Annotated in this window: 19 protein-coding genes and 1 pseudogene; 10 read left to right on the top strand and 10 right to left on the bottom strand. The window is 70.5% G+C overall.

Going from position 1 to position 19,683, the window contains the following annotated elements; all coding sequences use genetic code 11:
- The first annotated feature begins 9 nt into the window (after nt 1-9).
- From LDO27_RS05125 to fahA, 3 genes are all read left to right on the top strand, one after another.
- The gene (locus LDO27_RS05125; RefSeq protein ID WP_224040823.1) at nt 10-276 is read left to right on the top strand and encodes a DUF2783 domain-containing protein; all 267 of its coding nucleotides are present in this window, start codon (nt 10-12) and stop codon (nt 274-276) included.
- Between the two features lie 70 nt (nt 277-346).
- The gene (hmgA, locus tag LDO27_RS05120; RefSeq protein ID WP_222204998.1) at nt 347-1,690 is read left to right on the top strand and encodes a homogentisate 1,2-dioxygenase; all 1,344 of its coding nucleotides are present in this window, start codon (nt 347-349) and stop codon (nt 1,688-1,690) included.
- Between the two features lie 44 nt (nt 1,691-1,734).
- Nucleotides 1,735-3,000 carry a fumarylacetoacetase gene (gene fahA, locus LDO27_RS05115; protein WP_222205001.1) on the top strand — a complete coding sequence of 422 codons (1,266 nt, stop codon included), beginning with the start codon at nt 1,735-1,737 and terminating at the stop codon, nt 2,998-3,000.
- Here the strand turns inward: fahA and LDO27_RS05110 are convergent.
- The 9 genes and pseudogenes from LDO27_RS05110 to LDO27_RS05070 all read right to left on the bottom strand — a co-directional run bounded on the left by LDO27_RS05110 (nt 2,997) and on the right by LDO27_RS05070 (nt 13,120).
- Complete coding sequence (locus tag LDO27_RS05110; protein ID WP_224040104.1) at nt 2,997-3,482, bottom strand: hydroxymyristoyl-ACP dehydratase; 486 nt, start codon at nt 3,480-3,482, stop codon at nt 2,997-2,999. The genes fahA and LDO27_RS05110 overlap by 4 nt on opposite strands.
- A 7-nt stretch (nt 3,483-3,489) precedes the next feature.
- On the bottom strand, nt 3,490-4,296 hold the full coding sequence (locus LDO27_RS05105; RefSeq protein ID WP_224040102.1) for a beta-ketoacyl synthase chain length factor: 807 nt from the start codon (nt 4,294-4,296) through the stop codon (nt 3,490-3,492).
- Nucleotides 4,297-4,312: 16 nt separating this feature from the next.
- Nucleotides 4,313-5,515: a beta-ketoacyl-[acyl-carrier-protein] synthase family protein gene (locus LDO27_RS05100; RefSeq protein ID WP_224040100.1), complete on the bottom strand. Its 1,203-nt coding sequence runs from the start codon at nt 5,513-5,515 to the stop codon at nt 4,313-4,315.
- 98 nt (nt 5,516-5,613) lie between these two features.
- Nucleotides 5,614-6,390 carry a class I SAM-dependent methyltransferase gene (locus LDO27_RS05095; protein WP_224040098.1) on the bottom strand — a complete coding sequence of 259 codons (777 nt, stop codon included), beginning with the start codon at nt 6,388-6,390 and terminating at the stop codon, nt 5,614-5,616.
- 9 nt (nt 6,391-6,399) lie between these two features.
- Nucleotides 6,400-7,242: a polysaccharide deacetylase family protein gene (locus LDO27_RS05090; protein ID WP_222205010.1), complete on the bottom strand. Its 843-nt coding sequence runs from the start codon at nt 7,240-7,242 to the stop codon at nt 6,400-6,402.
- A complete protein-coding gene (locus LDO27_RS05085; RefSeq protein WP_224040096.1) occupies nt 7,239-9,740 on the bottom strand; it encodes an MMPL family transporter in 2,502 nt (833 codons plus the stop codon). Before LDO27_RS05085 ends, LDO27_RS05090 begins: the two co-directional genes overlap by 4 nt.
- Entirely contained in the window at nt 9,740-10,375 is a 636-nt protein-coding gene (locus tag LDO27_RS05080; protein ID WP_224040094.1) for a LolA-related protein, read from the bottom strand. The genes LDO27_RS05085 and LDO27_RS05080 overlap by 1 nt, the downstream gene beginning before the upstream one ends.
- Nucleotides 10,372-11,349, bottom strand: coding sequence for an LpxL/LpxP family acyltransferase (locus tag LDO27_RS05075; protein WP_224040092.1), 978 nt, complete (start codon nt 11,347-11,349; stop codon nt 10,372-10,374). The genes LDO27_RS05080 and LDO27_RS05075 overlap by 4 nt, the downstream gene beginning before the upstream one ends.
- A pseudogene (locus LDO27_RS05070) lies at nt 11,346-13,120 on the bottom strand (AMP-binding protein). Before LDO27_RS05070 ends, LDO27_RS05075 begins: the two are co-directional and overlap by 4 nt.
- A gap of 379 nt (nt 13,121-13,499) precedes the next feature.
- Here LDO27_RS05070 and LDO27_RS05065 point away from each other — a divergent pair.
- Together LDO27_RS05065 and LDO27_RS05060 are read left to right on the top strand one after the other, a co-directional pair.
- The gene (locus LDO27_RS05065) at nt 13,500-13,760 is read left to right on the top strand and encodes a phosphopantetheine-binding protein (RefSeq protein ID WP_222205017.1); all 261 of its coding nucleotides are present in this window, start codon (nt 13,500-13,502) and stop codon (nt 13,758-13,760) included.
- A 144-nt stretch (nt 13,761-13,904) separates the two neighbouring features.
- Nucleotides 13,905-14,687, top strand: a complete 783-nt coding sequence (locus LDO27_RS05060) for a glycosyltransferase family 2 protein (protein WP_224040090.1) — start codon at nt 13,905-13,907, stop codon at nt 14,685-14,687.
- A gap of 18 nt (nt 14,688-14,705) precedes the next feature.
- Here LDO27_RS05060 and LDO27_RS05055 read toward each other — a convergent pair whose 3' ends face one another.
- Nucleotides 14,706-15,467 carry an SDR family NAD(P)-dependent oxidoreductase gene (locus tag LDO27_RS05055; protein ID WP_224040088.1) on the bottom strand — a complete coding sequence of 254 codons (762 nt, stop codon included), beginning with the start codon at nt 15,465-15,467 and terminating at the stop codon, nt 14,706-14,708.
- 218 nt (nt 15,468-15,685) lie between these two features.
- Here LDO27_RS05055 and LDO27_RS05050 point away from each other — a divergent pair, with 218 nt between their 5' ends.
- The 5 genes from LDO27_RS05050 to LDO27_RS05030 all read left to right on the top strand — a co-directional run bounded on the left by LDO27_RS05050 (nt 15,686) and on the right by LDO27_RS05030 (nt 19,681).
- Nucleotides 15,686-16,444, top strand: coding sequence for an SDR family oxidoreductase (locus tag LDO27_RS05050; protein ID WP_224040086.1), 759 nt, complete (start codon nt 15,686-15,688; stop codon nt 16,442-16,444).
- Nucleotides 16,445-16,501: 57 nt separating this feature from the next.
- Nucleotides 16,502-16,753, top strand: a complete 252-nt coding sequence (locus LDO27_RS05045; RefSeq protein WP_224040084.1) for a hypothetical protein — start codon at nt 16,502-16,504, stop codon at nt 16,751-16,753.
- A 39-nt stretch (nt 16,754-16,792) separates the two neighbouring features.
- Nucleotides 16,793-17,065, top strand: coding sequence for a hypothetical protein (locus LDO27_RS05040; protein ID WP_224040082.1), 273 nt, complete (start codon nt 16,793-16,795; stop codon nt 17,063-17,065).
- Nucleotides 17,066-17,267: 202 nt separating this feature from the next.
- Nucleotides 17,268-18,434 (top strand): MFS transporter, encoded by a 1,167-nt coding sequence (locus LDO27_RS05035; RefSeq protein WP_222205241.1) that lies wholly within the window; start codon nt 17,268-17,270, stop codon nt 18,432-18,434.
- A gap of 113 nt (nt 18,435-18,547) precedes the next feature.
- Nucleotides 18,548-19,681, top strand: coding sequence for a mechanosensitive ion channel family protein (locus LDO27_RS05030; RefSeq protein WP_224040080.1), 1,134 nt, complete (start codon nt 18,548-18,550; stop codon nt 19,679-19,681).
- Nucleotides 19,682-19,683: the final 2 nt, after the last annotated feature.

Below are 19,683 nucleotides of genomic sequence, written 5' to 3'. Positions count from 1 at the left end.
GACGCCGCGGTGGCGGCGCAATTGCTCACCGATCCGCACCTGGATCGCCCCGACGATGTCTACGAAGCGCTGATCGACATGCATCGCGACCTGACCGATGCGCAGAGCCAGTCCGCCAACGCTCACCTGATCCTGCTGCTCGCCAACCATATCGGCAACGGCGCGGTGCTGCGCGAAGCGATGGCGCTTGCGCGCCGCGCGACGGTGGATGCCAGCACCGAGCGTGCGGCCGCCGACGCGATTGCGGCGCTGCCGGTGACACCTGTCGCCGCATGATGCCCGCGCACCCGCCGGCGAGGCAGCCTTCCGATCCAGTCCGTCAATCCCCGAAAGGACGACGCCACTCATGACCCAGACCACACTGAACCCCGCCGCCGCGACGCTGGCCGATGCCAGCGCGCTGCGCTACCAGACCGGCTTCGCGAACGAGTTCGCCACCGAAGCGCTGCCGGGCGCGCTGCCCGAGGGCCAGAATTCGCCGCAGCGCGTGGCCTACGGCCTCTATGCCGAGCAGCTGTCCGGCACCGCCTTCACGGCGCCGCGCGCGCACAACCGCCGCTCGTGGCTGTACCGGATTCGTCCGGCCGCCGTGCACGAGCCCTTTGTCGCGGCCGAGCAGCCGCGCCTGCTGAGCCGCTTCGATGCCGTCGCGCCGTCGCCCAACCAGATGCGCTGGAGTCCGCCGGCCATGCCCTCGATGCCGACCGATTTCGTCGATGGCATCGTCACGATGGCGGGCAACGGCGGCCCCGAGGCGATGACCGGCTGCGGCATCCATCTGTATCTGGCCAACCGGTCGATGACGGACCGGTTCTTCTACAACGCCGACGGCGAGATGCTGATCGTGCCGCAGCAGGGCCGCCTGCTGCTGGCGACGGAGCTGGGCCGGCTCGAGGTGGAGCCGCAGGAGATCGTGGTGATCCCGCGCGGCGTGCGCTTTCGCGTGGAACTGCCCGACGGCGAGGCGCGCGGCTATATCTGCGAAAACTACGGGGCGCTGTTCAAGCTGCCCGACCTCGGCGTGATCGGCTCCAACGGCCTGGCCAATCCGCGCGACTTCCAGACGCCGGTGGCCTGGTACGAGGACCGCGAGGGCGATTTCGAGCTGCTGGCCAAGTTCCAGGGCAATCTGTGGCGGGCGCGCATCGACCATTCGCCGCTGGACGTGGTGGCCTGGCATGGGAACTACGCGCCGTACAAGTACGATCTGCGGCGCTTCAACACCATCGGGTCGATCAGCTTCGACCATCCCGATCCGTCGATCTTCCTGGTGCTGCAGAGTCCCTCGGACACCGAGGGCGTCGACAACATCGACTTCGTGATCTTCGGCCCGCGCTGGCTGGCGATGGAGCACTCGTTCCGCCCGCCCTGGTTCCACCGCAATATCGCCAGCGAGTTCATGGGCCTGATCGCGGGCGCCTACGATGCCAAGGCCGAGGGCTTCTCCCCCGGCGGCGCGAGCCTGCACAACTGCATGAGCGGCCACGGTCCCGACGCGGAGACTTTTGCCAAGGCCAGCGCCGCCGATACGACCGTGCCGCATCGCATCGCCGACACCATGGCCTTCATGTTCGAGACGCCCGGCGTCATTCGGCCGACCCCGTATGCCATGGCGTCGGCCGAACTGCAGGCGGATTACTACCGCTGCTGGCAGGGCATCCGCAAGCATTTCAATCCCGAGGTGCGCTGAGCGCGCCCACACCACGATACGCAATCGCAGCAGGACGACATCGCATGGACAAACGACAGACCAGCTGGATCGAAGCGGCCAATGCCGCCGACTGCCACTTCCCCTTGCAGAACCTTCCCTACGGCATTTTCTCGACGGACGGGCAGGGGCCGCGCGCCGGCGTGGCTATCGGCGACCAGATCGTCGACCTGGCGGCGCTGGATGACGCCGGCCTGCTGCCGGCCCGCGCCAAGGGCACGTTCGCAAGCGGGACGCTCAATGCCTTCGTTGCCCTCGGCAAGCCGGTCTGGTCGGAAACCCGTCAACGCCTGACCGCGCTGCTCGCCGCCGACAACGCCGAACTGCGCGACAACGCCGCGCTGCGCCAGCGTGCGCTGGTGCCGATGGCAAGCGCCACGCTGCATCTGCCCGTGGCCATTCCCGGCTACACCGACTTCTATTCGTCGCGCGAGCACGCGACCAACGTCGGCCGCATGTTCCGCGATCCGGACAATGCCCTGCTGCCGAACTGGCTGGAGATTCCCATCGGCTACAACGGCCGCGCCAGTTCGGTGGTGGTCAGCGGCACCGCGCTGCATCGGCCCAACGGCCAGCTCAAGCTACCCAACGAGCCACGCCCGCAATTCGGGCCGTGCCGCAAGCTCGACTACGAACTGGAGATGGGCTTTATCGTGGGCAAGGAGTCGCGGCTCGGCGAGCCGGTCGGCACGGCGCAGGCGAGCGAGCACATGTTCGGCATGGTGCTGCTCAACGACTGGAGCGCCCGCGATATCCAGCAGTGGGAGTATGTGCCCCTCGGGCCGTTCAACTCCAAGACGTTCGGCACCTCCATCTCGCCGTGGGTGGTGACGATGGAGGCGCTGGAGCCGTTCCGCCGCGACAATCCGGCGCAATCGCCGGAGCCGCTGCCGTACCTGCGCCAGCAAGCGCCCAACGCCTACGACATCGAGCTGGAGGTCGCGCTGCGACCGGCCGGCGCCGCGCAGGCCCAACGCGTGAGCCGCACCAACTTTCGCGCGATGTACTGGACCATGGCCCAACAGCTGGCGCACCACACGATCTCCGGTTGCAACGTGCGTGTGGGCGATCTGATGGGCTCGGGCACCATCAGCGGCACCACGCCGGATTCCTACGGCAGCCTGCTGGAGCTGACGCGCAACGGCGCGCAGCCGCTGACGGTCGGAGGCGTGCAGCGCGGGTTCCTCGAGGATGGCGACGAGGTGGTGATGACGGGCTGGTGCCAGGGCGACGGCTATCGCGTCGGCTTCGGCGAAGTGAGCGGCGTGATACTGCCGGCGGTGAAGCTTTAAGCGTTGTCGCTGTCGTCGTTCGCGCCGGACGGAAGATCCGGCGGCACGTCGAGGATGACGGCCGCCCGGCCGCCCAGCAGGACTTGCTCGCCGGCCCGCACCGTGAAAGCGTAGAGCACATTGCCGGCGTCGCCGCCGATGCGGCTCGCCTCGATGGCGAGCGGGGCGGGGTAGACGTCGAGCCGCGCGACATGGATCTCTACCTTGCGCACGCTGGCCAGATAGCCCATGCGCGGCCGCGCGGCGCCCGCGTGGAGCACGGCGGCGTGCGCCGCCATGGCCTGCGCGGCGTATTCGATGCCGCAGACCGCGGCCAGCCGTCCCTCGGCCCGCAGTGGATGGTCGGGCCGCCCGTGGCCGTCGGCCTCGCAGCGGATATGGTCGGGGCCCCAGGCGACGATCCGGTCCAGCAGGCACATCGAGCCCGCATGCGGAATACGTGCCGCGATCCAGTCCCTGCCCAGCGGGGGCTGCGTCGTCATCGCGGCATCAGCGGCATGGCGCGAGCGCGATGCGCATCGCCACGTCGTCCAGATAATCCAGCACGACCTGCCGCTCGCCGCCGGCCGCAAGCGCCTGCAGCAGCGGCAGCGCGCGCGCCGCGGGCACGGCCGCGCGCAGGGTTTCGAGCAGAGGATCGGCCATGCGGTCGGCCGGCGCCTGCTCCGCGGGCACCAGCTCCAGCGCCAGCCGCGCCAGACTGTGCGGGCCCTGTTCCGGGGAAAGCACCAGCGCAAGCCCGAAGGTATCGGGAATCGGCCGCTTGTGGCGCAGCGGATCGGGGTAATCGGTGTCGTAGGCGATGAGCACGCAGGGACCGCGCTGCGTGGCCGCCTGGCACAGTGCCTCGAGCAAGCCGGCACCAAAGCTGGCGTCATGGGCGCACATCACGTTGGACGGCGTCATCGCGCCGGTGGCGATGCCCCAGTAGCCGGCGGGTGCGTTATGCACCGAGTTGTGGAAGCGCGTGGGCGAGAGCAGCGGATCGTCGCTGGCCAGCGCCTCGCAGATCGCGTGATAGTTGTGCCCGTCCGCGCCCGAGGCACTGAACACCGTGGGCAATGTGGCCGCGTCGCGCCCGCTGGCCGCGATGGCCTCGCGGCCGGTGGCCAGCGCCAGCTTGACCGCGGGCCCGGTGCGCCTGCGCTCGGCGGGCGGCAAGCCCTCCGGCGGCGGCAGCTCGGTCGGCCGCGAGACATACGGCGCGGCGCCGGTCAGCGCGGCGGCGCTCTGCGCCCAGCCGGACAGTCCGGGGCCTACCAGTCCGACCCCTTCGATGAATGCGTGCAGTGCCATGATGGTCCCGATGCCCTCAGCGCAACGCGTCGGCACGGCCGAACAGCAGGCTGCAATTGGTGCCGCCGAAACCGAAGGCATTGGAAAGCGCGTACCGCACCGGCTGGTGGCGGTTCGCGAGCAGATAGTCCAGCGGCAGCTCCGGGTCCGGCACGGTGGTATTGATGCCGGCGGGCAGCAGGCCTTCGCGCAGCGCCAGCGCGCAGATCACCGCTTCGATCGCGCCCGCGGCGCCCAGCGTGTGTCCGGTCGCGCCCTTGGTCGAGCTGCACGGCGTGGCGCCGAACATGTCGAGCACGGCCTTGCCCTCGACGGCATCGTTGTTCCGTGTGGCCGTGCCGTGCAGGTTGATGTAGTCGATATCGCCGGGCTCCAAGCCGGCGTCCTCCAGCGCCTGGCGCATCGCCATGCGCGCGCCCAGTCCCTGCGGATGCGGTGTCGACATATGGTGCGCGTCGCTCGACTCGCCGATGCCGCGCAGCAGCACCGCGTCGTCCGCAATGGGGCTGGCGGGCATCCTTTCCAGCAGCGCGAAGGCCGCGCCTTCGCCGATGGAGATGCCGTTGCGGGCGGCGTCGAAGGGGCGGCACGGCTGCGGCGACACCAGCTCCAGCGCATTGAAGCCGTACAGCGTGGTATGGCACAGGGTGTCGACGCCGCCGACGATGGCCGCGTCGACAAGCCCGGCTTGCATCATGCGCCGTGCCGAGGCGAACACCTTGGCGCCGGAGGAGCAGGCCGACGAGATCACCGCGGCCGGGCCCTTCAGACCGAAATAGTGACGCACGAAGTCCGCCAGCCCGTAGGGGCTGTGGCCGCGTGCGTAGTTGAAGTCGTCGGGCAGGGCGCCGGTCGCTGGGTCGCGGCGGCGATAGGCCTGCTCGGTTTCGAGAATGCCGCCGGTGCTGGTGCCGAGCATCACCGCCACGCGGCCGGCGCCGTGGCGGGCGATGGCCTGCGCGACGGCCTCGGCGAAGCCGTCCTGGCGCAGTGCGAGGCTGGCAAGGCGATTGTTGCGGCAATCGAAGCTGGCCAACGCGTCCGGCAGCACTTCGTCGTCGACACCGGCCACCTCGCCGATATAGGCCTGGAGCCGGCTGGTGCCGAAGCGGCACGGCGCCAGGCCGCCCGCCTGGTTGCGCAGGCTGGCCAGGGTGGCGTCAAGGCCACGGCCGAGGCAACTGGTGGCGGTAAAGCTTGAAAGCAGCAGGGGGGACACAGCGTATTGTCAGTGGGGACGGCGGCCCGGGCATCCTGAGGCGGACGGGTCCGGGGCGGGGAAATTGTAGCAAACGACGTATCGCGGGCCCGCCGCCCTCATGCGCCCGCCGCGCGCTGCGCCACCATCAGGACGTTGGCACCATGGGCGTCGGCCGGGAGCGGAATTTCCCGCACCGCGAAGCCGTGGCCCGCCAGCAGCGTGCGCCAGTCGCCGGCGCGGCGGCAATACAGCGGCGTGGCGCGCCGCGCCCGCAACCATTGCACCGTGCGGTCCACCGCCTGGCTGTAGCGGGCCTGAAGCCCCGCCCCGGCATCGCCCACCCGCAGCAGCACGGAGCCGTGCGGCGCGAGGCTGGACCGGACCCGGCGCAGCACGGCTTCCTGGCCCGCGTAGTCAAGGTAATGCAGCACGTCCAGCATCACCACGTGGTCGTAGGCGCCGGCCCCGTCGGGCATCGCGCGGATATCGCCCTGGACGATGTCGATGGGCCACTCCGTCGGTCCCGCCAGCGCAGCGCGGGCGAGGGCTACGTCCGCTCCGGTGAGTTCGATGCCGACCAATGCCCGCGGGCGCGGCGGTGGATGCCAGTGCGCGGGCCAGGCCGGTCCATGGCGCCGCTGCGAGGCCAGCAGCCACGCCGCCAGCAGTCCCTGGCCGCAGCCCAGGTCGAGGATGCGGGCGCCGTCGGGAATCAGGCCGGCCGCCAGCGCGATGCGGAACACCGGATCGCGCCGCAGCTTGAAGCGCGCGAAGTGGTAGGGAAAGTGGCCGGCGTGGCGATAGCGCAGGCTGGCGTCGCGCACCAGCGCATTCACCATGGCGCGTGCCGCGGCCTCGTCGTGCGCATGATGCGGTGCTGGCGTTTGGCGCATCGATCGAGCTTACGGGGCCACCGCCTCGCGCAGCGTCACATGGCGCAGCCCCGCGTCGTCGATGGCGGCGAGCACGCGCGGCAGCACGGCATGGATGACAGGCCGGCCGCCCGCCTCGTGGCCGGGGTTGCCGTCGTGCATCAGCAGGATGTCGCGTCCGGCCAGCCGGCGCACCAGCCGTGCCGTCACGCGGTCGGCGTTCGCGTCGGAGAGGGTATCGAAGCCGCGCCGCGTCCACGCCGCCAGGCGTAGCCCCAGGCGGCACAGCACAGGCTCCAGGAACACGTTGCGCAGGCCCGCGGGCGCGCGGAAAAAGCGCGGCGTCTGCCCGCTCAGCTCGGTGAGTACCTGCTGCGCCTCGGCGATTTCGCGCTGGATACGGGCGGGCCCGAACGTGGAGAAATGCAGCCGGTGGTGCTCGCTGTGGTTCTCGATGGCATGGCCGCGCCGCGCGATCTCGGCGACCAGGTCGGGGTGGCGGCGGGCGTGTTCGCCGATGCAGAAGAAGGTGGCGCGGGCCCGGTGGGCATCCAGCTGGTCCAGCACGTACGGCGTCAGCGCGGGATTGGGTCCGTCGTCGAACGTCAGCGCGATGCAGCCCGCGGCGGACGGCGGCAGCCGCAGCAGGGTGGGCCCCAGCAGCGTGCTGCGCGGCCACAGCCCGGCGGTGCCCAGCAGCAGATGGGCCGCGCCGAGCGACGCCGCGGCCCACGGCAGCATGCCGGGCTGGGCGATGACCGCGCCAAGCGCACCCACGTGCAGCGCGGCCGTACCGCCGAGCAGCGCGGAGGGACGCCAGGGCCGCGCGAACTGCGCCGGCTGGTGGTGAACCGCGTCGGGCAGGGTGTTCATCTCGTCGTCTCCTTGTCGTCGCCGCGGTGGCCCGCCTCGCCGGCCTGGCCTCCCGCCAGCACGGCCGCTGGCGCGAACATGGCCGACAGCAGCAGTGCCAGCACGGCGCCAGGGCCCACCGTCAGCCCGATCGCCTGCAACAGCGGCAGCGTCGAAAAGCCCAGCAGCCCGAAGCCGGCCACCGTGGTGGCGTTGGCCAGCAGCAGCGAGGCCAGCGTGCCCGGCGGCAGGCCGGCGGCCGGGCCGGCACCACGCTGCGCGGCCCCGTTGAAGAACAGTGCATAGTTGGAGCCTACCGCTACCAGCAGCAACAGGCCCACCAGATGCAACAAGGATAGCTGGCGATCGCCCAGAGCGAGGCCGGCCGTCACGAGGAGCGCGGCGGCGGCCAGGGGCAGCATGGTGGCCGCCACCCGCCGCGGCGAGCGCAGCGCCACCAGCAGCAATGCCGCGATGGCGACCAGCCCGCCCAGCGACAGCCGCATCGCCTCGCGCAGATAGCCGGCGTACAACCGGTCGGATTCGCCCTTCAGGTCCACGAACAGCGCATCGGGCACGCCCGCCTGCGCGATGGTGGCGCGGATGGCGCCGGTGTCGAGCGCCTCGCCGCGCTTGCCGCCCGCCGGGGCCCGCAGCGGCAGCGTGGCGCTCCAGCGCTCGCCGTCGCGCGTGAGCAGCGCGTCCACCGCGAGCGCCATCGAGGTCCCACGGAGGTCCTCGCGCCGCAGCGGGGCGCCACTGCGCGCGGCCTGCGCATCGTCGAGGAAGGGCGCGAACAGCCCGGGCCTGAACGGCATGCCGGCGCCGGCCGCGTCCAGCCGCTGCGCCAGCACGTCGCGCGGCGGCAGGCTGGCCAGGCGGGCGCGCTGCGTGGCCTCGCTCGGCAGATAGCGGGCGGGGCTCTCGAAGCCCCCGATGGTGCCGTCGGCGACCAGCGGCCGCAGCCGCGCGCCGATGCGTTCGGCGCCGCGCAGCACCGTTTCCTGGTCCGGTCCCGACACCACGACCAGATAGCGGACATCGGGCGCGCCCACATCGGCCCGCAAGGCGGTATCGAGCGCCTGTACGTCGGCGGGCACCGGGCTGAGCGAGGCCAGCTCGTGGCTCCACAGCCGCTCGCGCTGGCCTGCCAGCACGGCGCACGCGGCCACCAGCAGCACGGCCACCGGCCAGCGCAGGCGCCGGGCGTGCACGGCCAGGCGCGCGGCGCGCTGGCCCAGGGGCGCGAGCTCGCGCATGCGGAAGCGCGCGGGAACCAGATGCGGCAACACGAAGCGGGTCACCAGCGCGGCGCCGGCCAGCCCCGCGATCGAGAACAGCCCGAGTTGCGCCAGCCCCGGGAAACCGGACAGCAGCAGCGACGCGAATCCGCAGATCGAAGTCAGCACGCCGAGCCGCACGGTAGGCCAGAAGCCGGCCATCCAGCGCGGCCGGCGTGCCTCGGCGTCGTCCTCGGCGCCGGCGCGGCCCGACGCCTGTGCGAACAAATAGATCGCATAGTCCACCGACTCGCCGATCAGCGTGGTGCCGAAGCCCAGCGTGAGCCCGTGCACGGAACCGAAGCCAAGGCTGACCGCGGCGATGCCCGCCAGCACCCCGGATGCCACCGGCAGCAGGCCCAGCAGCAGCGCCGGCAGCGAGCGATAGGCAAACCACAGCAGGGCCACGATCACGCCGGCGCTGAGCAGCGCGATGCGCTGGACCTCGCGCTTGATCGTGTCGCGCGTATTGACCGAGATGACGCCGGGACCGGACATGACGAGCCGATAGAGGGCAGCCTGCGCGGCTTGCGGCGTGGCGTGCCCCGCCGCGGACTGGAAGGCGTCGCGCAGTGCCGCCATTGCCCGCTCCTGCGCGTCGGTGTCGGAGCCCGCCGCGGTGGTCTGCGCCAGCAGCACCGCGCGCTCGCCGTCGCGCGACACCCACGCCCCATCGCGCATGGCCGGGGTGGCGCCCGCATCGAACTCGCCGAGCAGCGCGGCCACCTCGCCGGTGGGGTCGCGGGGCAACAGGGACTTGGCGAACATGCCGGCCGGCGACGCGATCAGGTCGAGCGACTCGCCAAGCGCGGCGCGCAGACCCGCCTCGCTGAAGCGTTGCGGGGTCACCTCGGGACTGAGGGCGTAGCGATGCGCGTAGAGGAATTGCTGGTCCTGCTGCCGCGTCACCGGCTCGCCGTTCTGGATCGCGGCGAACTGCCCGTCGCTGCGCAGCGCCGCTGCCATCGCCCGGGACACCGCCGCCCGCCCCGCCGCGTCGCCGCCTTCGATGCCGACCAGGATCAGCCGCGATACCAGCCCGTCGCGCAGCTGGTCCACCAGCAGGCGCTGCTCCGGCGTCGGGGCGCGCGGCAGGAAGGCTGACAGGTCGGCGGTAAAGCGCGTGCCGGAGATGACGACCGCGCATGCGGCGACGAACAGCAGCCAGCCGGCCACTGCCCATCGGGCGGGACCGCGCGCCAGCCGATGGCGCAGCGAGGGGTGGCCCGTGCCCGCCATCAGCGCGCGCCGGCGTGGGTGATCCGCATCACCGAGCGGTCGCCGTCGGCCTGACGGATCTCCACGCTCTGCACCTTGTCGCCGGCGCCGTCGATGCGGATGGTGTGGATGGCCGCGGCCATGCGCGGCTCGGTCGGCGTCAGCGTCAGCGTCCAGCGCGCGGCCTGGCCTTCGAGGGACAGGCGGTAGTAGCGCTCCAGCGCGTCGCGGTTGCCGCCCAGCGTGCCGCGCAGGCTCTCGATAAAGCCGGCCAGCTCGGGAAAGTTCTGCAGCGGAATGACGGTCTTCCTGCCGGCGCGCTCCACCGTCATCATGTCGCCCGTCAGTGTCAGGCTCTCGGGCTTGGGACTGAGCGTGCGTTTCTCGAGCCGGTCCGGCGCGACGAAGACGAGTTCGCCGCTCGATTCCACCGGCCGCTCCAGCATGGCCAGGTATTTGGTCTCCACGAACCTGGCGCGCCCGGACTTCTGCGTGGCCAGCGCGGCCATCAACTGGTCCACGCCCCACGCGGCCGGGGCGCTGCCTGCACGCGGCGCCGACTCCGCCGCGACGGCGGCCGGAGGCAGCGCGGCGGGCGCGGCGAGCGCGGCAACGAGCAGCAGGCGCAGCGCGGCGCGATAGCGTGTCGTGTTCATGCGGCGTCGTCCATGGCGTCGGCGGCCGCAGGGGGCTGCCCGGCGGGCGGCTGCCAGAAGTCGTAGAAATTGAACCAGTTGTAGGGCGCATCGCGGCACTGCTGCTCCAGCAGTCGCACATAGCGCGCCAGCGCGGCCTGCACCGCGGCCTCGCGCTCGGGCGCCGGCGTCTCGGTGAAGTCGGCGATGGGCTCGAAATGAACGTCGTAGCGGTTGCCGCCACGGTACAGCCCCGAGATGAACACCACGCGCTGGCGCAGGATGGCGGCCATGCGCAGCGGACCGGTCGGAAATGTCGCGGGGGCGCCGAGGAATTCGCAGGGCTGCCGCGGATCGGTGGCGCGGCCGTCGATGGTGCGATCGGCCAGCAGGCCGATCAGGTAGCCACGCTGCAGGCGCGCGCGCACCTGCAGCATCGCGTCGAGGCGGCCCAGCGGAATCACATCCTGGGCCGCCAGCGGATTGACGGCGGCCAGCGCCTGGCTGATGCGGCCGCCGTTGTCCTCGTACATGGTCACGGCCACGCGCATGCCGGGGTGCTGGCGGCCGATGGCACGTATCACCTCGAAGCTGCCCAGGTGGGCGCCCATCAGGAAGGCGCCTTCGCCGCTGCCGACCACCTCGCGGATCCAGGGCTCGCCATGCACGCGGATATCGAACAGATCGTAGCGGCCGGCGAGCAGGTAGACCCGGTCGTGGATGGTGGCGGCGAAGGCCGACATGTGCCGCGCGACATCGCGCCAGCCGGCCGGCCGGCCCAGCGCCCGGGCCAGGTAGTCGCGCGAGGCGCGCCGCGCCGCCGGCGAGCACAGCAGGAAATAGCCCACTACCGGACGCAGCAGCAGGCGGGCCACGCGCCGGCCCAGCCGCAGGGAGATCCACGTCATGATGCGCAGCAGCGTGGTGTTGCTGCGCTCGGGCTGGCGCGACCAGTCGGTGTCGCCGGCCGACGGCGCTTTGCTCAACGGCTTCATGCGCCTTCCTCCGCCGCGGCGGCCGCCGGCGTCAGGCTGCCGGTGGCCACCGTACGACCGGCCACGTCCAGCGAAAAGCGGATCGTGCCGCCCGCTGCCACCGCATAGTCGATATCGACGCATTCGCCTGGCGAAACGGGAGAGAGAAACTTGGCCGTGCCGATCTCGAAACGGTCGATGGGCCGGCCCAGCGCCGCGGCGATGCGCAGCAGGGCCTGATCGAGCAGCACCACGCCAGGCACGATCGGACGGCCGGGGAAATGGCCCGGCAGCGCGGGATGGTCAGCGGCGATGGCGAATGACGCCGCGGGTGGGGACAGGTCTTGCAGGTTCATGCGAAATCCAGGTCGCGGTCGCCATCGTGGCCCGCGAGGGTGGCTGGTGGACCGGACAGCAGGCTGGCTACCAGCGCGTCCAGCGCTTCGCGCGGCAGCTTGCCGGTCGCGTTGCGCGGCAGGGCCTGCGCGAACAGCACGCGCCGCGGCAGGAAGGCGGCGTCGATGCGCTCGCGCAGCCCGCGCTGGACATCGGCGGCGCGCAGGCCGGGGGCGACCACCACGGCCATCAGCCGCGCCACCGGCGCGAGTCCGCCGCGCTCGTCGTCGCGCGGCATCACGAACACGCCGTCCGTTACACCGTCGAGCGCGAGCAGCTGCTGGTTCAGATAGGCCAGCGAGGTTCGCTTGCCCGCGATATTGATCAGGTCTGCCTTGCGCCCGTGCAGCAGGAAGCGGCCGCCGTCGAGCATCTCGATGGCGTCGTTCAGCGCGACCGGCTGCGCCAGATGCGCGCCCTGAGCGAGCACGGTGTCTTCGCCATCGGTATCGGGCGGGCCGGGACGCAGCACGATGCCCCCCAGCAGTTCCCACGCAGCGGTCTGCGTGGGACGGCGCATGGCGATATGGCCGGTCTCGGTGCTGCCATAGATTTCCGTCAGCGGGGCGCGGTGCCGGGCCTCGGCCTCGCGGGCCAGCTTCGGCGCGAGCGGCGCGGTGGCCGACAGCATCAGCGCGAGCGGCGGCAGCGTGACCGTCGAGTGCTGCAGCGCGCGCAGGTGTACCGGCGAGGCAACCAGTATCCGGGGGCCGGGCACGGCTTCGAGCGCCGCGGCGATATCGGCGGGGTAGAAGGGCCGCGCATCGCTCAGCGCGATGCCCGCCTGCAGCGGCAGCATGACCGTGCATTCCAGCCCGTACATATGCTGCGGCGGCACGGTGCCCACCAGCCCGGCGCCGGGCCCGAGCGCCGGCAGGTCCAGGCGCGCGGCGGCGGCGCGGGCATTGGCGACCATCGCGCCCCAGCGCTTGGCATGGGGGACGGGGCGCCCGGTGGAGCCCGACGTGAAAAGGTAGGCCAGGATGCGGTCGGCGGGGATGGATGGCGGCGACAACGGCGCGTCGTCCTCGTGCCCGGATGCCTGTCCGCCGGCCGCCATCTCGGGCAGGCGCACGCGCGGCAGTGCGATATCGCAGTCCGGGCCGTCATGCAGGCAGAACACGTCCGGCGCGAACGCGGCCAACTGGGCGATCATGTCGGGCGTCTGGGCGGGCGGTAGCAGGCTGACCTTGCCGGCCACCAGCGTGGCGCAGATGCCCACGGCAAACAGATAGCGGTCCGCGCACACGTTGAACACATGGCCACCGGCGGGCAGGCAGCGCACGGCGCGGTCCACGTCATCGAGGAATTGCCGCGCGGTAACGCGCAGGCCGTGGCGGTAGGCGACGGTCGCGTTGGCCGAGGCATGCGCGAGCAAGGGCAGTTCGGAGGTCATGACGATCCAGGGCGCGGCCGCGGGTCGGTGCCATGGAGGCCGCTGCCCGGCGGCATGGCGATGCGAGGTGAGTCTGGCATGAGGCAAAGCGAAGGGGCACAAGAGAAATCGCACACGCGCGGGATCCGTACAACAGACAGACCGCCGGTGCGGCAAACCGTTTCGCGCGCAGGGGCGGCGATGTTGTTACCAAAGTTCTCGTGCCTTGGTGCCCATGTGCAGCGCTTGGTAGCATTGCGCCCTGGGCGGTGCGGGAGTATACCGCAGGCCCAACGGCCGCCCGGCCTTGCCCGGAGCGGCTTTAGCGTCACAAAATCACGCGCGGCCGGTCTGGGTCCGCGCGCCCGTGGCGCCCCTTCCTGATCCCCTGAAAGCGACAATGACCGAACTGGAAACCGAACTCGCCCAAATGATCATCGACGAGCTCGACATCACCGAAGTGTCGGTGGCTGACGTCTCCGCCGACACGCCCCTGTATGGGGAAGGGTTCGGCCTGGATTCGATCGATGTCCTCGAGATCGCGCTGCTGATCTCGAAGAAGTACGGCTTCGAACTGCGTTCGGACAACCCCGACAACCAGAAGATCTACGCCTCGCTCGGCAGCCTGGCCGCTTACACGGCCGAGCACCGCACCAAGTAAGCCCCTGCCATCGGGGCGCCGACGCCCGGTCCGCGCCAGTGGTAATTGCGCCCGGGCGGTCTATGCTGCAATCAGGGCGCGCAGCGCGCGCCGACACGCCCGCGCGTTTCGATGCGGGGCTGGGATATCGAACGGATGGACGCCATGAACGATGCTTCGACCACTCACCTGGTGTTGATCCCCAGCTACAACCCCGGCCCCAAGGTGCGCGAGGTCGTGCGCGAGGCGCGCACGCAGTGGAATCCCGTATGGGTCGTCGTCGACGGCAGCACCGACGACAGCGCCGCGTGGCTGCGCGCGCAGGCCGCGGCCGACGATGGCCTGCGCGTGATCGAGCTGCCCGTCAACAGCGGCAAGGGCGCCGCGGTGCTGCACGGCTGCGAGGTGGCCGCGGCGCAGGGCTTCACCCACGTGCTGACCATGGACTCCGACGGCCAGCATCCGGCCGCGATGATCGGCACGCTGATGCAGGCCTCGCGCCGCCGCCCCGATGCGATGGTGCTGGGCAGGCCGGTCTTCGACGACAGCGCGCCCCGCGTGCGCGTCTATGGCCGGCGCCTTTGCAATGCCCTCATCGATCTGGAGACGCTGTGGGCCGGCATCGGCGATTCGCTGTACGGCTTTCGCGTCTATCCCATCGCGCCGCTGTGCGAGGTCATGCGCGGCCATCGCTGGATGCGGCGCTTCGACTTCGATCCCGAAGTGGTCGTGCGGCTGTGCTGGCGCGGCGTGCCGCCGATCAACGTCGATACCCCGGTGCGCTATTTCCGCAAGGACGAAGGCGGCGTATCCCACTTCAACTACCTGCGCGACAACATCCTGCTCAGCGCCATGCACGTGCGGCTGGTCGGCGGATTCCTGTGGCGGCTGCCGGGGATGATGTTGCGGCGGCTGGGCTTGCGGTGGCGGGGTGCGGCGACGCGGTAGGGCGTCCGCTATCCCTTTCTACTGCGGCGGCTGACCGTTCGACGCCATCAGCCCGCCATCCACCGGCAAATTGACCCCGGTCACGAAACGCGCATCGTCGCTCGCCAGGAACGCGATCACCGCGGCGACGTCGTCCGGCTGCGCGGCGCGCCCCAGCGGCATGCGCTCGCGGAATTTGTCGATCAGGGCTTCGTCCCCGAACATGCTCTCGGTCATGTCGGTGCGCGTCAGCGATGGGCATACCGCGTTGGCGCGCACGCCTTCCTTGCCGTAGTCCATCGCGATCGCGCGCGTCAGGTTGGTCACGCCGCCCTTGGCCGCGTTGTAGAAGCACATGTTCCAGTCGGCGCCCAGGCCGGACACCGACGACACGTTGACGATGTTGCCGCGGGTCTTCAGCAGTTCCGGCATCGCGGCGCGGCAGCCGTGGAACACGCCGTCCAGGTCGATCGCCATGACCTGCCGCCAGTCCTCGATGCTGGCTTCGGTGAGGCGGCCTTCCGGGGCGACGCCGGCGTTGTTGACCATCACGTCGAGCCTGCCGAAACGCGCGACCGCGGCCTGGACCAGCGCTTCGACCTGTTCCAGCCGCGACACATCGGTCGCCTGCACCAGCGTCTTGTCCTTGGGCATGTCGGCGGCGGTGCGCTCCAGTTTCTCGCGGGTGCGGCCAGCCAGCACCACGCTGGCGCCTTCCGCGGCGAAGCGGCGCGCGGCGGCCGCGCCGATCCCCGAGCCTGCTCCGGTCACGATCACTACCTTGCCATTGAAGCGGTCCATGTTCGACTCCTGTTGTCGATGTCAGCCAATGCTGGGTGGATGCAACGCCGGCGCAAAGGTTCCGGAGGGTAGGACGCAGGCTGACGCAGGGCGGCTCCGGCCGGGGCGGTGTAGCGCCTTCTCCCCATGCCGCCGCCCGTGGCACACTTGGCGCCCAAGACCAACAACCGGCGTGGCCGCCTCGCTGGCCCGCGCCCGACCAACGGGAGAAATCGGCAATGACACAGCAAGGCAAGGTGGCACTGGTAACGGGCGCGGCCCGGGGAATCGGCAAGGCGGTCGCGCTGGCGCTGCTCGGGGAGGGCTACCGCGTGGTGTTCGCGGGCCGCACAGCCGAATCGCTGCAGGCGCTCGTGGACGAGGCCATCGGGCAGGGCCACACCGCGCTGGCGGTGCAGTGCGATGTCAGCGATCCGGACTCCGTGGACGCGCTCTTCGCCACCGTTCGCGAGCGCTTCGGCCGGCTGGACCTGCTGTTCAACAACGCCGGCATCAATGCCCCGGCGCTGCCTATCGACGAACTGCCCGTGGCGCAATGGAAGGCGGTGCTGGATACCAACCTGACCGGGGCCTTCCTGTGTGCGCGCGCCGCGTTCGCGCTGATGAAGTCGCAGGACCCGCGCGGCGGCCGCATCATCAACAACGGTTCCATCTCGGCCCATGCGCCGCGTCCGAACACGGTCCCGTACACGGCGACCAAGCACGCCATCACGGGCCTGACCAAGAGCCTCTCGCTCGATGGCCGCGCGCACGACATCGCCTGCGGCCAGATCGATATCGGCAATGCCGGCACGGACATGGCCTCGCGGATGGCGCGCGGCGTGATGCAGGCCAACGGCGAGATCGCGCCGGAGCCGCTGATGGACGTCGCCCACGTGGCCCGCTCGGTCGTGCATATGGCCAGCCTGCCGCTCGATGCCAACGTGCAGTTCATGACCGTGATGGCGACGCGGATGCCGTTCGTCGGCCGCGGTTGAGCGCACTACAATGAGACACGGCGGCCACGGTGGCCGCCCGCCCGAAGCCCTGGAGATATGTACAAGGTCTACTGGACGACCTTCGACGAGTCGGGCGCGCCGAGCGCCCATGCGCAGGACTTCGACTCGACCGAACTGGCCGCGGTGCTTGCCTGGTGCGAGGACCTGCGCGCGCAGCAGCGGGCCGGCAAGCCCGTCGGCTTCGTCACGATGGTCTCGGAAAATCCGAACAGCGTCGGCAATCCGGGCGCGGCCGATGTCGAGCCCGGTTACGCCTGGTACAAGCGCAGGCCTCCGCCGCTGCTGTAGATCGGCTGGGCCTGGCCGGACACAAGCCAAGGAGTCGCCATGGACGAGGATCTCGACGGCATGTCGCGCGAACAATTGATCGCCGAGGCGAAGAGGCTGCGCGCCGGCATACGCCGGCATCGCGACAGCAGCGGGCACGAACTGTGCTGGCATCACCCCGACCTGTGGGCCCTGCTGCCCGAGCGCTCTGACCCGGTTCCCGTCGTGCCGGCGTGGCCCCAGTTCCTCGAAGGTTGCCTGCGCTACCGCCAATCGCTGGACGCCCAGCTGCCAGATGCGCCACGCACCGACCGCCCATATTCGGAGCCGTAGCGGCCGTGCGCGCGTGCGGCTCAATTGACTTGAACCGGCTTCGGGTTTACGCTCGATTCACACATCGGTTTGCACGGCCTGTCTCTTCACGGCTGCCCGCGGTACGCCGACACAATAACAACGAGCCGAGACAGTCCCCGCCGTGTCTTCCCGCCTGAACGAACTCCGTCCCGCCCTGCCGATCCTGATCGGCGCCTCCGTGATGCTGAGCCTGGCCATGGGCCTGCGCCAGAGCCTGGGCATCTTCATGCCGCCGCTCACCCGCGACGTAGGCATTTCGGTGTCCGACTTCACCGTCGCCATCGCGGTGCAGAACCTGGCCTGGGGCCTGCTGCAGCCGTGGGCCGGCGCTTGGGCAGCCCGCGTGGGCTTCCGTCCGCTGATGGTTGGCGGCGCGCTGCTGTACGCGGTGGGGCTGGTGCTGCTGGCCACCGCGCACAGCATGGTCGGCGTGGTGCTGGGAGCGGGCGTGGCAATCGGCGCCTCGATGGCCTGTACCGGCAGCGCCATCTCGATGGCGGTCGCGGCCCGTCCCGTCTCGCCGGCGCTGCGCAGCACGGTGCTGGGCATCGTCTCGGGCGCAGGGTCCATTGGCGCGCTGATCGCGGCACCCGTGGGGCAGGTCGCCGCGCAGGCCTACGGCTGGCGCGTCGGTCTCGCCGCCTTCATCGTGCTGGCGCTGGTGATGCTGCCCGCCGCGTGGGTCGCCGGCCGGGTCGACCGCCTGCCGCTGCCGGCCTTTGCGGGCGCGCAGCAGAACGCGCGCGAGGCCCTTGGCACCGCGCTGCGCAATGCGCCCTTCATGGTGATGGCGGCGGCCTACTTCGTGTGCGGCATGCAGCTGGTCTTCCTCACGACGCACCTGCCGTCGTATCTCGACGTCTGCGGCATGGACCCGATGTTGAGTGCGCAAGCGCTGGGCGTGATCGGCGGCTTCAATGTGCTGGGCAGCGTGTTCTTCGGCTGGGCCGGCGGCCGTGTCAACAAGCTGCTGTTGCTCGGGGCCATCTATACCATCCGTTCGCTGGCGCTGATCTGGTACTTCTCGTCGCTGCCCACGCCCGAAAGCACGCTGGTGTTCGCCGCCGTGATGGGCTTCCTGTGGCTGGGCGTCGCGCCGCTGGTCGCGGGCTGGATCGCCGAGACGTTCGGCCTGCGCTGGCAGGCCATGCTGGGCGGGGTCGCCTTCATGAGCCATCAGTTCGGCAGCTTCGTCGGCGCGTTCGGCGGCGGGCTGATCTACGACGCTTTCGGTTCCTACAACGCGGCATGGCAGGGCGGCGTCGCGCTGGGCCTGGTCGCCGGCGCCGCGCAGATCCTCTTCGCGCTGTCCACCCGGCCGCGTCCCCCCGCACCCGTACCGACCTGAGCGCCAGCCTGCCGCTTGCCGATCCTCGCCCGATCGAGGGAACTATCGGCCCACTCCGTCGCCAGAACTAGGGTTACCCCTTATCGCCACCCCTTACGGCAACGGAGAAGCGCATGAAGCAGTGGCTCGACCTCAACGTATTCCTCGGCATTTCCGCCATAGACTGGCTCTATGCGGCAGTCGCCGCCATTGTCAGTTACCTCGTACTTTCCACTGCCTTGCGGCTCGCGACCTCGCGGCTGGAGACGCTCGCCGCGCGGACCAGCGCCCGGTCCATCGACCTGGCCGCCGAGATGATCAAGCACACCAGCACGACGCTGCTGCTGTTCGCGGCCTTGCTGATCGGCTCCGAATTCCTCGCCCTGCCCGCCAAGTGGGCGACCCGCATCGGTCACCTGTGGTTCCTGGTGATCGGCGTGCAGATTGCCATCTGGATCAATCGCGGGGTCACCATCTGGACGCGGGACCGGCTGACGGGCGAAGGCGTCACCGCGCATAACCCCGTCATCACCACCATGATGTCCTGGGCGCTGCGCTCGCTGCTGTGGTCCGTGCTGCTGCTGGCGGTGCTGGCCAACATGGGGGTCAATATCACGGCCTTCGTCGCCAGCCTCGGCGTCGGCGGCGTGGCGGTGGCGCTGGCGGTGCAAAGCATCCTCAGCGACCTGTTCGCCTCGCTGGCGATCGGGCTGGACAAGCCTTTCGAGCAGGGCGACTTCATCGTCTTCGGCGATATCGCCGGCAGCGTCGAGCATATCGGCCTGAAGACCACGCGTATCCGCAGCCTGAGCGGCGAGGAGATCGTCTGCGGCAATACCGAGCTGCTGAAGAACACCATCCACAACTACAAGCGGATGTCCGAACGCCGTATCCAGTTCGGCTTCCGCGTGCCTTACCAGACCTCGCCGGAGCAACTGCGCGAGATTCCCGCGCTGATCCGCGCGGCGGTCGAGACCGCCGGCACGACGCGGTTCGACCGCGCCCACTTCAAGGGCTTCGGCGACAGCGCGCTGGAGTTCGAGGTGGTCTACTTCGTCACCGACCCCGGCTACAACACGTACATGGACGTGCAGCAGGACATCAACCTCAAGCTGATGACGGAGCTGGGCAAGCGCGGCATTACCTTCGCGGTGCCCACCCAGACGCTGCATATCGCCGGCGACGGCGAGCGCTCCCGCGAGCGCGACGGCAGCGCGATCAAGGGTCTCTACAGCGTGCGCATGTCGCGCGATCCGCAGCGCGGCTGACC

Source organism: Cupriavidus respiraculi (assembly GCF_914271545.1).
In the GTDB taxonomy this organism is placed as follows: Bacteria; Pseudomonadota; Gammaproteobacteria; order Burkholderiales; family Burkholderiaceae; genus Cupriavidus; species Cupriavidus respiraculi.
This window is presented reverse-complemented; position numbering and strand designations above follow the sequence as displayed.